General features: G+C 50.5%; 12 protein-coding genes, 1 tRNA gene and 1 pseudogene. 7 read left to right on the top strand and 7 right to left on the bottom strand.

Annotated elements, in window-relative coordinates; all coding sequences use genetic code 11:
• Nucleotides 1-104: 104 nt before the first annotated feature.
• From CVU77_06405 to CVU77_06395, 3 genes are all read right to left on the bottom strand, one after another.
• Nucleotides 105-413, bottom strand: coding sequence for a divalent-cation tolerance protein CutA (locus CVU77_06405; GenBank protein PKN01211.1), 309 nt, complete (start codon nt 411-413; stop codon nt 105-107).
• Nucleotides 414-459: 46 nt separating this feature from the next.
• The gene (locus CVU77_06400) at nt 460-1,599 is read right to left on the bottom strand and encodes a DUF1016 domain-containing protein (protein ID PKN01223.1); all 1,140 of its coding nucleotides are present in this window, start codon (nt 1,597-1,599) and stop codon (nt 460-462) included.
• A 166-nt stretch (nt 1,600-1,765) separates the two neighbouring features.
• Nucleotides 1,766-2,152: a hypothetical protein gene (locus CVU77_06395; protein PKN01210.1), complete on the bottom strand. Its 387-nt coding sequence runs from the start codon at nt 2,150-2,152 to the stop codon at nt 1,766-1,768.
• 1,052 nt (nt 2,153-3,204) lie between these two features.
• Here CVU77_06395 and CVU77_06390 point away from each other — a divergent pair.
• The 5 genes and pseudogenes from CVU77_06390 (at nt 3,205) to CVU77_06370 (ending at nt 6,807) form a co-directional block, all read left to right on the top strand.
• Nucleotides 3,205-3,576: a hypothetical protein gene (locus tag CVU77_06390; protein PKN01209.1), complete on the top strand. Its 372-nt coding sequence runs from the start codon at nt 3,205-3,207 to the stop codon at nt 3,574-3,576.
• 4 nt (nt 3,577-3,580) lie between these two features.
• A complete protein-coding gene (locus CVU77_06385; protein PKN01208.1) occupies nt 3,581-3,790 on the top strand; it encodes an excisionase in 210 nt (69 codons plus the stop codon).
• A 23-nt stretch (nt 3,791-3,813) separates the two neighbouring features.
• Nucleotides 3,814-4,773, top strand: a pseudogene (locus CVU77_06380) (hypothetical protein).
• Nucleotides 4,774-4,909: 136 nt separating this feature from the next.
• Nucleotides 4,910-4,985 (top strand) — tRNA-His (locus CVU77_06375).
• A 91-nt stretch (nt 4,986-5,076) separates the two neighbouring features.
• Complete coding sequence (locus tag CVU77_06370; GenBank protein PKN01207.1) at nt 5,077-6,807, top strand: hypothetical protein; 1,731 nt, start codon at nt 5,077-5,079, stop codon at nt 6,805-6,807.
• Between the two features lie 94 nt (nt 6,808-6,901).
• Here CVU77_06370 and CVU77_06365 read toward each other — a convergent pair whose 3' ends face one another.
• The 4 genes from CVU77_06365 to CVU77_06350 are packed head-to-tail and all read right to left on the bottom strand — an operon-like array spanning nt 6,902 to nt 11,412.
• Nucleotides 6,902-7,327, bottom strand: coding sequence for a hypothetical protein (locus CVU77_06365; protein PKN01206.1), 426 nt, complete (start codon nt 7,325-7,327; stop codon nt 6,902-6,904).
• A 19-nt stretch (nt 7,328-7,346) separates the two neighbouring features.
• Nucleotides 7,347-7,949 carry a non-canonical purine NTP pyrophosphatase, RdgB/HAM1 family gene (gene rdgB / locus CVU77_06360; GenBank protein ID PKN01205.1) on the bottom strand — a complete coding sequence of 201 codons (603 nt, stop codon included), beginning with the start codon at nt 7,947-7,949 and terminating at the stop codon, nt 7,347-7,349.
• Nucleotides 7,937-8,689: a ribonuclease PH gene (locus CVU77_06355; protein PKN01204.1), complete on the bottom strand. Its 753-nt coding sequence runs from the start codon at nt 8,687-8,689 to the stop codon at nt 7,937-7,939. Before CVU77_06355 ends, rdgB begins: the two co-directional genes overlap by 13 nt.
• On the bottom strand, nt 8,686-11,412 hold the full coding sequence (locus CVU77_06350) for a valine--tRNA ligase (protein ID PKN01203.1): 2,727 nt from the start codon (nt 11,410-11,412) through the stop codon (nt 8,686-8,688). The genes CVU77_06355 and CVU77_06350 overlap by 4 nt, the downstream gene beginning before the upstream one ends.
• A 64-nt stretch (nt 11,413-11,476) precedes the next feature.
• Here CVU77_06350 and cysE point away from each other — a divergent pair, with 64 nt between their 5' ends.
• Entirely contained in the window at nt 11,477-12,136 is a 660-nt protein-coding gene (gene cysE / locus CVU77_06345; protein PKN01202.1) for a serine O-acetyltransferase, read from the top strand.
• A gap of 94 nt (nt 12,137-12,230) precedes the next feature.
• Nucleotides 12,231-12,638, top strand: a complete 408-nt coding sequence (locus CVU77_06340; GenBank protein PKN01201.1) for a hypothetical protein — start codon at nt 12,231-12,233, stop codon at nt 12,636-12,638.
• Nucleotides 12,639-12,836 lie beyond the last annotated feature (198 nt).

The following is a 12,836-nucleotide window of genomic DNA, read 5'->3' as shown; positions in this document are numbered from 1 at the left end:
ACAAAAAAATACCGGTTTTTTTCTAAGGAACACAAAGACGGAAAATCAGAGGTGTGCCGCCGTGTTTCGGGCGGTTAAATATGTGACACTTCCCCATATTTAACCTATCTCGTCTCCGACTCAATCCACCCCTCAAAAGCGGCGTTCGCCCGGACCGGGATTTTCATTATGCATGGCGTCTCGTAGGGATGGAGTTTCTCGACGGCGGATTTTACTTTCGGCCAGTTGGAGGTTTTCGTCTTGACGATGGCGACGACTTCGCGGGCGGTTTCGATTTTTCCTTTCCACCAATAGGAACTTTCTATCGGAAAGAAGTTGGCGCAGGCGATGAGTCGTTTCTTGAGGAGGTGTGAGGCGATTTTCTTGGAGGTTTTCACGTCGGGGTTGGTGATATAAATTATTATGAAGCCCATAAGATATTCTACCGGGCTATTTTAACCAACTTCTGTTCTCCCTGCCTCATTCCCGCCCCTCCATCATTTTCCTCGTCTTTTCAATCTCTTCGGCGAGAAGTTTTTCATCGGGCAGTGTCATTTTGTATTCGGCAGCGAGGACTTTGTTGGGCAAGTCCTTGAGAGAATATTTTGCCACCGCTTCGTCTTTCTGGGCGCAGAGTATGAGACCCACCGGAGGATTTTCGCCGGGGTTAGCCCAGTGCTCGCTGGCGTAGTTCAGATACATATGCATCTGACCGGCATCGGCGTGGGTGAATTTGCCGATTTTCAAGTCGACTATCACAAGACACCGCAGTTTACGATGAAAGAAAATCAGGTCGACCCTGTACCATTCGTTGCCGATTCTAAGACGCTTCTGCCTGCCGACGAAAGCGAAGTCCCCGCCGAGTTCAAGCAGAAACTTTTCGAGATGCCGGATTAGCGCCTCTTCAAGGTCGCTCTCGGAATATTCGTCTTTCAGATTCAGAAACTCCAACACGCAGGGGTCTTTTATTTCTTCTTCGGGAGTTACGGTATCTTCGGATTTTGCGGTTGCGCCTTTTTTAAGCATCTCCGCTTTTTTCTTAGAGAGCGCCATGCGCTCGTAAAACATCGAGTTTATCTGCCTGTCCAGTTGACGGACGGACCAGCCGCCGCGCAGGGCCTCTTTTTCGTAGAAGTCGCGGGCGAGTTCCTCTTTTACCGCCAGGAGCCGGACATATGCCGACCATGGCAATGAAAAACACAGGGATATTTGATGCAGCGAAAGTGAGAGCGACTTTCTTGTTCCATCAGATATACGCGACGGCGTCGCGGATTTTTCCGGCAAAAACTTCTCTTCGGCGGATTTACGCGACAGTGTCGCGTAAATTTTATCTGACGGGTAGAATAGATAGAAAGCGCGCATCCTTTGAAGGTTATCCGCGCCGAAGCCCCTGCCGAACCGCTTGGTCAAATCGTCCGCAAGTTTGCTCAGCAACTCCTCGCCGTAGCCAGCCCGCTCTTTTCCGCCCTGCTCCAACTCGACGATTCTTCTGCCTATCTCCCAGTATGTGGCGGTCATAACGGCGTTGACCGACCTGGCGGCGAACCTTCTGGCCTCGCCGATAAGCGCGGCGATATCCTTAAGAGCCGCGCCGTAATCCGCGGCCGGATTGTTTTTCATTATTTCCTTGTCCATTGGTTGTCCCCCGGTCTGTTCGAAAGCCCGTTTCCCGAGTGAGGCGCAGGCGTTTAATTGTATAAAATTAGATATGCCGCGGCAAGGATTATTCCCTCTTTTCTTTAACTATAAACAATACTCCGACGAGTGGCAAAATTATTTTTTCAAATTATCTTTCAGCGATTCCGGCTCTCTTTCCAAATTGCTCGTCGTATTGTCGCCGGGAACACTCATGACATCTGAACTCCGGCCTCTTATCATTCGTCCTGTCGTAGTTGTACGCCTTTACAAGTCGATAGCCCCTATCGGCGGGTTTTCCGCAATCCACACAGACAATGTCCTGTTGAACTTCCCAAACCTCTCCTTTGAGGATATTCGTCTTCCTGAATATCCATCTGTCAACCCAGAAGAATATCAGCCCGCCTATAATATTGGCGATTACCGAAGCGAGGGTCGTTCCAAAGGCGGCAAACCATACAATGCAAAATGCCAGAATCGGCGTCGAGAGTTGCCAGCGCACGAGATAAAGCAAATATTTTTTCAAGAAAACTTTCATTGTGGATATTCTCCTGTATTATTTCCCGCCGGAGTGCGGGCGGCAAAATGTCTTGTCTCGGATTTTATCCGCGCCTCGAAGGCGGCGTTCGCGCGGACGGGGATTTTTTTCGTAGAAATGGAGTTTTTCGACGCTCGAACCGGCCATTTCCGGACTATTCATAAACCCCTTTGCGGAGTTTTATTTTCGTATCCCGTCTGTTGCGCAAGGAGAGTTTTTCTTTTTTAGGCCTGATGACTTTTTCGACGGGGATGCGCTTCCATTTTTTGCGGAATTTCACCTTGCCCGGTTTTATCGTCAGGTTCTTTTTCATGGCAATTGCCATAAGCGCTTTTGTATTTTAAGCGTTTTTTTCGAAAAGGAGAAGTGCACAATGGGATACCATCTTTCGGTATGTAACTTATATGTTACGTATACAACTCGGTTGGAGATGAGTTCAAATCAAGACGGTATGAGGGCGTGCTTCATTGGGTGCCCGCCGTTCACTGAAGTTTAGCAACAAATCATCAATTGCTGGCCGCACTTCTTCCGTCTTACTAATCGGTTTATTATAGTTATACTACGCTTTTTGTGATAGTATAACGCTAATTGTGGCGCGTTATTGAAAAGATATTTTTCACCGTTTTTCGAATAGTGCTTGCCCAAAGTAAACTAATGAAAAATACCGGATCACTAAAAGCCTCGTCGTACACGTTTAGGCAACGAGCATTGGGGGCATGTCTGCTTTTATAGAGGTGAGTTGTAATTCTATAAAATTCTAACGAGCGGGCAAATGAAAAATATCAAATCATCCGAATATAATCCGTCACTTGACAACGCCCGAGATATTTAGGTAGAATCACCGGCAGATGCGGATTGAAAAGCAATCGCATCGCCGCAGGCGCCCGGATTTGCGAGGCGCGGCGGTCGCAAGTAACGCAGTGATATCGCCCCAAGTGCTTGTGGGGGATGCCCAAGGCACTTATTGGTCAAGTTTTAAGCTTGACCGGTAAGTGCCTTTTTTAGTTTATGCGAGAGGGGCGGAAAAGCCCGGCCCGGCAGAGATATACCCGATGAGCGACCGGATGAGCGTCGTGAAGAAAAACGTCTTTAATCTGTTCCTGAAACCACGGGAGAAGGAATTTAAAAACGCGTTGATCCGGTTTTGCGGGCGCGGGCTCATGGGCAATGTTTTGGCGAAACTGACTTGCGGAAATATCGTCTATATAGAGACGACGAAAAAAGTCCTGCCTTACAGTGTGCCCGAGGCAAAAGAAGAGATGTCCATCGAAACTTATCTCGAGTTCGTCGGGAGTTTTCTGGGCGCGGATTTTTTCGGTGAAATAGTCGTCAATATTCTCTACGGTAAAATAACCGGAATCAAAGTGAAAAAAATGTACAAGCCGGACGATATCATGGAATGTCTTGACGCTCCGGGAAAATAAAACGATGGAAAAACGACTGTTCAATATAGACGAAGCCGCCGAATACACGGGATTGAAAAAGAACACTCTCTACTCATGGGTGTGTCAGCGGAGGGTACCGTTTGTCAAGTGCGGACGGCGGACGCTCTTCGACATAAAAGATTTGGAGCGATGGATTGAAGATAAAAAGATTCCGGAAAACAGTAAAATTGATTTATCGAGCGACATTTTGTAGAATATGTTCGAGGAGCGGCACAAATGGGACTCACGAGGAAAGACGGTAACTGGTTTATAGATTATTATGTCCGGGGCCGTCGCAAAAGGGAGAAAATCGGCGCGAGCAAAAAACTTGCCGATCAGGTTCTGGCGAAAAGAAAAGTGGAAATCGCCGAGAACAAATATCTGGACGTGCGAAGTCAGCCCAGAATCCGCTTCGAGGAAATGGCCGAAGAATATCTCGGACGCTACTCCAAAGTAAACAAAAAATCATGGGAGCGCGATGTCGTTTCTGTGAAAAGGCTTAACTGCCTTTTTGAGGGGAAATATCTTTCGGAAATAAAACCCCGGATGATAGAGGATTATAAAGCAAAGCGTTTGGACGACGGCGTCACGCCGTGCACGGTCAACCACGAACTCGCTTGTATGAAGGGTATGTTTACAAAAGCGATAGAGTGGGGCAAAGCGACGGAAAATCCGGTGAAGAAAGTGAAGTTTTTCAAAGAGAACAATCAGCGGGTGCGGTTTCTGGAGAAGGATGAGTTGAAACTTCTTTTGGACGGATGCCGTGAGCCGGTCAAATCAATAATCATTTTTGCGGTGAACACCGGTATGCGACTGAGCGAAATAACAAATCTTGAATGGGCCGACGTTGACCTCGCAAGAAAGTTAGTCACCGTAAAGAATACGAAAAACGGCGAGATGCGCTATATCCCGGTAAGCGATGCGCTGGCGGATGTCCTGAAAAATCGGCGAGCGCGAAACAGCGACAACTACCCGTATGTTTTCGGCAATTTAAGCGGCGAAAGATACCGGAGATTTACTATTTCTCACTGGTTTTCTCAACTCGTCAAAAAAGCGGGCATAAATAATTTCCGGTTCCACGATTTGCGTCATACTTTCGCAAGTCACCTTGTTATGGCGGGCGCAGACATTATGACGGTCAAAGAACTTTTGGGGCATAAGACCCTGACGATGACTTTGAGGTATTCTCACCTGTCGCCCAACTTCAAGCGGCAGGCGATTGAACTTTTAAATAAGCAGTTGGACACTTTTTGGACACCGGCGCTCGAAACCACCCCCAAAAACGAGGGGTTAAACGAAGCGGTTTTGTCGTCGGAAAACAGCGTAAAAAACGGTGGCTATAGCTCAATGGTTAGAGCACTGGACTGTGGATCCAGATGTTGCGGGTTCGAGTCCCGTTAGCCACCCCATTTTCCCCCCGCACACAATGCACCACATCCTCCGAAGTATTCCCCGCGTATAATTTTATATACTGTACGGCGCGGGAGCACAAAAAAATCAATGAACGAAACGCGAGCCGTCAAAATAGTAATTTTCACCGTGCCCGGCGGTTTCACGTCGGAATCCGTTCCTATCGGCGTGTCCAGAGTCATCGAGGGACTGGATCCGTCGCTGGGATGCGACACAACGTTTATCAACCTTGAAACCGAATTTCTCGGTTTCGACGAAATAAAAAACAGGATCGACGCCGTCAAACCGCGCATCATCGGTTTCAGCGCGGTTCTGACACACTCGTACGCCTACCTGAAAAAACTTTCGATTTTTCTTAAAAAATATTTTCCGGACATCGCGCAGGTTCTGGGCGGACAGATGTCGGCCATAGCATCTATCGTCGCGCAGCGCACGAAAATAGATTTTTGCGTAACGGGCGAATCCGAACCGACATTCAGCGAGTTGATAGCCAAACTCAAAGAGACGGATTTCAAATTGACGGATATGCGGGTTTTCGCGGGAATCAAGGGGCTTGTTTTTCTATCGGACGGAATACCTTATTTCACCGGCTATGCCGAGGGCGGCAAGAACGAACTCCTGCAAATGAATTATGAACTTATGTCTAAATTCATCGACGTAGAGGCGCTGTTTCCCAAAATAACCGAATACCGCAATATTACCGCCTCCGTCAACAAATACGAGCTGCCCGGCTTCTTCGGATTGTTCTTTCCCGGAAATGTCGAAAAAAGAAAAGCGGACATAGCGGCAAGCAAGGGCTGCGTCGGAAAATGCACCTTCTGTCACAGATTTATAAGAGGATACAAATCATTCGATCCGCAAAGCGTCATAGAACATATCGAATATCTTCTGAAAAATCGCGACATCGGGCTCATTAATTTCTACGGAGAAAACTTCGGGTCGGACAAAAAAGCGGCCGGCATCATCGTCGACTATCTGAAAAACCGCAGAGTAAACTGGTCGCTGGGCGGCGCAAGGGTGGATATCATTGACGAAGACGTCATAAAAAAATGGAAGGACGCGGGATGTGTGTCCATCAGTTTGGGCATAGAATCCTGCTCTCAAAAAATGCTCGACGTGATGGAAAAAAGAACCACCGTCGAGAAAAATCTCAACGCCATAAATTTGTGCTTCAGACACGGTATACTCACGACAATGCTGCTTCTTATAGGAATGCCGGGAGAAACAGAGGAAACAATTGCGGAAACTATCGGAAACCTCGCAAAGGTCATACCCGACGACACCAATATGCCCTACGAGATATGCATAAATTATTTTCAGGCCGTTCCGGGAACGCCGGGTTATGAATACGCAAGAAGCGCGGGACTTATCGGCTCGTCTCTCGACGATGAGGAAAGATATATCGAGGGATTATACGGGGTGGACGCCAACAATATAAAACATTATTTGAATTTTACCGACTATCAAAAAGAAGAAACCGCTTACTGGAAGCATTACATTTTTCTTGAATTGATCGTCGCATACATCAAAAAACACGGGTTGATAAGGACATTGCGGCGCAAAAAAGCCAACCGTTACAAATACGCGGCGATATATATGCTTTTGCCGGCGCGCGTAAGAAAATTTATTCTGAAGTACACCATAATGCTTTCCACTTTCGGATTATCAGGAACACTCGCGACGATTTACAGGAAGCTATTCAAACCGAGAAAAGAATTTTTCTCGAAGGTGAGCGAATCACTGCGGCAAATCAACAAACGTTCGCCAATGCCGGTGAGGCCCGACGACGTTTACACACATATACTTCGACTGGGAAGATAATCCGCAGAGAGATGCTTCACGGACGGCCCCGCGACACGCGGCACATCCACCCGGACGGCCGGTCGTTTCAATAATTACTCCATCCTCCGAACATCTATTTTAATCTGTATCTTACTCCCAGACCGCCCTGAAATCTGAAATCCGGCCCGAAGGCAGGCGCCACCTCTATGAATATGCCCAGAGGATTCGTTTCAAACAGATATTCAAGCCCGATTTTGCCTTGCGCGAAAAGACCTTTTTCCGTTATCAGAACGCCGACGCCGTAAAAAAAAGGCATGGATCCTTCGTTCACTTTGAACGCTTCAAAATCGTGCCATAGATAGTCCGCGTGCAAGGACATGCCTCTGTCCAAACCCACGACGACGTCCACGGCATTTTTGTCCGACAAAAAAAACTTGCCGGAGAACCCCGACGGATTGCCCAAAACAACACCCGCCTCGCCGCGGTCTTTGGCGTAAGCGCCGACCGACAGAGCGCAAATTACAAAACAAAAAGCCGCAAACTTCAGCGGGTTTTTCATACAACCTCCCGTTACAACATTATTTACCGACGCACGCGCAAGGGCTGATTCTTTTGATAATCCGCGATGCTTTGCGAAACGCCCGCGCGCGGTGCGACACTTTATTTTTTGCGGCCAGGGTCATCCGCGCGAAGGTTTTTTTCGAGGGCGGGTGATAAAAAACAGGGTCATAGCCGAAACCGTTTTTACCGTCGACGGACAGGGAAATCTTTCCCGCGCAGCGGCCCTCGGCGAAATAGATTTTGCCGTCGGGCGAAGCGACGCAGACGACCGTCCTGAAAGCCGCTTTTCGTTTGCCCGACGGAACTCCGCGCATAAGCCGCAGGAGTTTTTTTACATTGTCGGAGTATGTGGCGCGGGGACCGGCAAAGCGCGCGGAGCGCACGCCAGGACGTCCTTTAAGCGACGGAACTTCCAGGCCGGTATCGTCGGCGATGGCCCACTTTTTTGCGGCGCGGGCGGCCGCCTTCGCCTTTATGGCGGCATTCGCCGCGAGGGTTTTGCCGGTTTCGGCCGGGGATCGTCCGCCATAGGCCGACAACCTCAGCGGCAGGGCCGCCAAAAGTTTTCGGATTTCGCGGACTTTGTCGGGGTTTTTAGTGGCTACCACTATTTCAAGCATATTCCGCGGCCTTTGAGCGCCCGTTTCTGCGCGGCGATTATTTTTTTGACGCCGCCGGAGGCCATCTTAAGAAGCGCGGAAAACTCCGCCTTGGAAAACGCCCGTCCTTCGGCCGAGCCCTGCACCTCGACGTATTTGCCGGAGGCCGTCATAACTACATTGATGTCGGAATCGGCGTTGTTATCGTCCTTGGCCGACAGATCCAGCACTTTCCGCCCGCCGGTAATGCCGACGGAAACCGCGGCGACGAAATTCTTAAGCGGAATCCGCGGGTACACGCCCGCTTTGACGAGTTCGTTGAAAAGAATCATCGCCGAGACGAAACCGCCGTTTATCGCGGCTGTGCGCGTGCCGCCGTCGGCTTGAATTACGTCGCAGTCGACGGTTATCGTGTGCGGCGCGATTTTTTTAAGGTCGAAGGCCGCGCGCAGCGAGCGCCCGATTATCCTGGATATTTCCTTGGTGCGGCCCGCAGAGTTCGAACGCTGACGCGATGTGCGCTTTCCGCCGGCATTGGGCAGGAATCCGTATTCGCCGGAAAGCCATCCGGTGCCGTCGCCTTCGCAGTGGGGCGGAACTTTGTTTTGCTCGATAGCGGCTACGCAGAGAACCTTTGTGTTACCCATCGAAATCATTACCGCCGTGGGCACTTTTTTAAGAAATCCCGTCTCAAATTTGATGGGGCGTATTTTATTCATGGGCGCGTCTCCTGCGACCCGCGACAACGGATCGTTTTTCAACCGAGATATTTGATATTGACCTTGAGTTTTTCTATTTTCGAGGAGAAGTCGGACAGTTTGGCGCGGGAACCCTCGACTTCCGAGGGCGGGGCCTTGGACAAAAACTTTTCGTTTGCCATTTTCGCCGAAAGCGCACGCGCTATGCCCTCGATTTTTGAGAGCTCGGCGGTCAGGCGCGCTTTTTCCTTGTCTACATCTATTACGCCTTCCAGAGGCACGAATATCTCGGCGCTTCCGACGACCGCGCAGGCGCAAGCGCGGGGCTGTGTCGAGACACCCGTTTCGATTTTGCCGACGCGCGCAAGCTTTTCGATATAAGCGGAACTGCTTTTGAAGCGCTCGGCAGCGGCGCCGTCTGACGCGCGGACAAGAAGATCTATTTTCTGAGCGGCGGATACTTTCATTTCTTCCCGCAACTGCCGCACCGCCGTAACTACCTCGACGATAAAATCCACGTTAACGGCGGCATTAGGTAGGGACAGGTCGCGACCTGTCCCTACTTCCGACGGAGCCGTCGCGGAAGGGTAGGTTGCATCCATTATGCTTTGAGGAAATTTTTTCGATATTTCGGCGGAATCCGCGCCCGAAAGCCGCTCTCTTAAATTGCGCCAGAGAGATTCCGTGACGAACGGCATTATGGGGTGAATTATTTTCAGAATGTCGGCGAGCACCCTGACAAGAACCTTGAGGGCCGTCGCCCTTGCGGCTTCGTCGTTTCCGTAAAGCCGCTCCTTGCTGAACTCGATATACCAGTCGCAAAATTTATTCCACGTGAAGTCATAGACGGCGCGGGCGACCTTGTCGAGCTCGTACGTCTCGTAGCTTCCGCGCGACAGACGGGCCGCAGCGGCGCACTCGCTTAATATCCATTTATCGGTTTCCTCGAGCCGCGACCCGTCGAGCGAAATGCCGTCGAGCGGATACTTTTCGAGGTTCATCAGAATATACCGCGAAGCGTTGTAGAGTTTGTTGGCGAAGTTGCGCGCGCCCACGAAAGAATCGTCGGAAAGTTGAATGTCCCTGCCGGCCGTGGCCGATGAAATCATCGCAAAGCGCAAAGCGTCGGCGCCGTACTTTTTGATGATATCGAGCGGGTCAATGACGTTGCCGAGCGACTTCGACATTTTTTTGCCGTGCTTGTCGCGCACTATGCCGTGGATATACACGTCGGAAAACGGCTCGGCTCCCATAAATTCAAGGCCGAACTGAACCATCCGCGCCACCCATAAATAAAGTATTTCGTGGCCCGTGACAAGAACCGCGGTGGGGTAATAGTATTTCAAGTCGGGCGTCTCGTCGGGCCATCCGAAAACCGAGAAAGGCCACAACGCCGACGAAAACCACGTGTCGAGCACATCGGTATCCTGCCGGATTTTCGCGCCGCCGCAATGCGGACATTTTACCGGCTGCTCGACCGACGCAAACGGCGGACAAGCGGATTTTTCTTCGGATGAATCATTTTTGCAGTAGTAAACAGGTATGCGATGTCCCCACCATATCTGACGGGAAATGCACCAGTCGCGCAGATTTTCCAGCCACAGGACGTATGGTTTTTCCCACGAGGCGGGATAGAATTTCACTTTGCCGGCGCGCGACGCCTCGACGGCCCGGCGCGACATTTCGCCGACTTTCATAAACCATTGCTCGGAAATCAGCGGCTCTATCGTCGTGGCGCAGCGGTAGCACGCGCCGACGGAATGCGGGTGGGCGGCGGTTTCCATAAGAAGCCCTTCGGCTTCAAGATCTTTGAGTATCTCTTTTCGCGCGGCGTAGCGGTCGAGCCCCGCGTATTTTCCCGCCGCGCCGGTCATTTTTCCGTCGAAACCTATGACCACTATTTTTTCAAGACCGTGCCGCGCGCCTATTTCAAAGTCCGTGGGGTCGTGAGCGGGCGTGACCTTGACCGCGCCGGTGCCGAAAGCCGCGTCGACGGCTTCGTCGGTCACTATTTTTATTTCCCGCCCCGCAAGCGGAAGTTTTATCGTCTTGCCGACGAGCTTTTTGTATCTCTCGTCGGCGGGATTAACCGCCACGGCGGTGTCGCCGAGCATCGTTTCCGGCCGTGTCGTTGCCACTATCAGAAATTCCGCGCCGGACGAAAGCGGATATTTTATGTGCCAGAGTTTGCCTATTTCTTCCTCGTGTTCCACCTCAATATCCGAGAGCGCGGTCATACAACGCGGACACCAGTTGACAAGGCGTTTCCCTCTGTAAATCAGCCCCTTGTCGAAAAGCCGCGCAAACGCGTGTCGCACCGCGCGGGAGCAGTCCTCGTCCATTGTAAATCTCGTTCTATCAAAGTCGAGCGAGCAGCCGAGTTTTTTGAGTTGTTCGAGAATCGTGTCGCCGGTGGATCCTCTCCATTTCCACATCTTTTCAATGAACTTTTCCCTGCCTAAATCGTTCTTGCTTTTTCCCTCGGCAAGAAGCAGTTTTTCGACGACGTTTTGCGTGGCGATGCCGCCGTGGTCGGTGCCGGGAACCCAGCAAGTGTTAAATCCCGCCAGGCGCTTGTACCTTATGAGGGCGTCCTGCAAAGTGTTGTTTAGCGCGTGTCCCATATGCAGGGAACCGGTGACATTGGGAGGAGGGATGACGATAGTAAACGGCTTTTTCGAGGAGTCGGGGCGGGAAGAAAAATATTTTCCGTCGAGCCAAAACCCGTAAATCGCGTCTTCCACCCCCGAGGATTCGTACGCCTTAGGCATTTCCATATCGCGGATAATTTTATCAAATTGATATAATTTTCACGAGATGTTCTCAAAATATCGACAAGGAATCTTTATTATGAACATATTTTCAAGAGCATATTTCCGTCTCAAAGAAGACGTCCGGACAGTATTCCGCAAAGACCCCGCGGCCAGGGGCGTCGTCGAAGTCCTGACTTGCTACCCGGGGCTTCACGCCATTCTTCTGCACCGCTTCGCGCACTTTCTGTGGCGGCACGGACTTAAATTCCCCGCGCGGCTGGTATCCCACATATCGCGATTTTTGACCGGCATAGAGATACACCCGGGCGCGACGATAGGACGGAGATTTTTCATAGACCACGGAATGGGCGTTGTAATAGGCGAGACATCCGAAATAGGCGACGACGTTTTGCTGTATCAGGGCGTGGTGCTGGGCGGCACGTCGCTTGAAAAAAAGAAACGTCATCCCACCGTCGGCAATCACGTGGTCATAGGGGCGGGCGCGATTGTTCTTGGAGCCATCAACATAGGTGAAAACGCCATGATAGGCGCGGGTTCCGTCGTCGTAAGAGACGTACCCGCCAAGGCCACCGCCGTAGGCGTGCCGGCGCGGGTGGGCGTGGGATTTTCTCCCGAAGAATTGGACATGCTCCAGCACGGGCAACTCCCCGACCCCATCGCGGAAGCGCTCAGAATCATCGCCAAAGAACAGGAAAATCTTTCCGAGCGGCTGGCGAAGATTGAAGATAAAAAATAGACCTCCGACGGTTATTTAATAAACGAAACCATTACGGGGATAAAACGTTGGCTGAAATGTCATTTCAAAATATCAAAATTATGGAGAAATATGTATGAGCAAAACGCTCAAGGTAACTGCGATTGTGCTGGGAATTATTATTGCCGTTGCGGCGGCGGGTTTCATAGGGTTTCGCATTCGCTACAACAAAATGACGGCGAACGTGCTGGCCGAATACAACAAAATAACCAAAACCAATCTCGCCAAAATTCCCGACGGAGTTTACGAGGGCTCGTTCAAGGATTTTCTGGTCAATGTCAGGGTAGCCGTCGAGATAAAAAAACACCGCATCAAGAGTGTTACGATTAAAGAACAATTTGCCGGCAAGGGCTATGAGGCGCCTGATACCACGGAACGCATTGTAAAAGCCCAGAATCCCAAAGTGGACACAGTGACGGGAGCGACCGGCTCGAGTATGGGTATAATGATAGCTGTAAACCGGGCTTTGACGAAGCAAGAGTAATCCACAAATCATTTACTATTCTTAACCTTCCTTTGTAAAAAGGGGAAATGGACGAAAAGTTTTTATCCTCAATTCTGCCTGACGAGTGGGAAGAGTACCGTCCGCGGGAAATAAATTTTGATACCCTGACTATATGGCTGGGGCATAAAAACCGCTACCCGCCCCTGCTCGCATTAACGCCTGATGACCCAAACTTTT

Source organism: Elusimicrobia bacterium HGW-Elusimicrobia-1 (genome assembly GCA_002841695.1).
GTDB lineage: Bacteria > Elusimicrobiota > Endomicrobiia > PHAN01 > PHAN01 > PHAN01.
The sequence above is the reverse complement of the archived record's forward strand: the minus strand, read 5'-3'. Positions and strand labels throughout refer to the sequence as shown.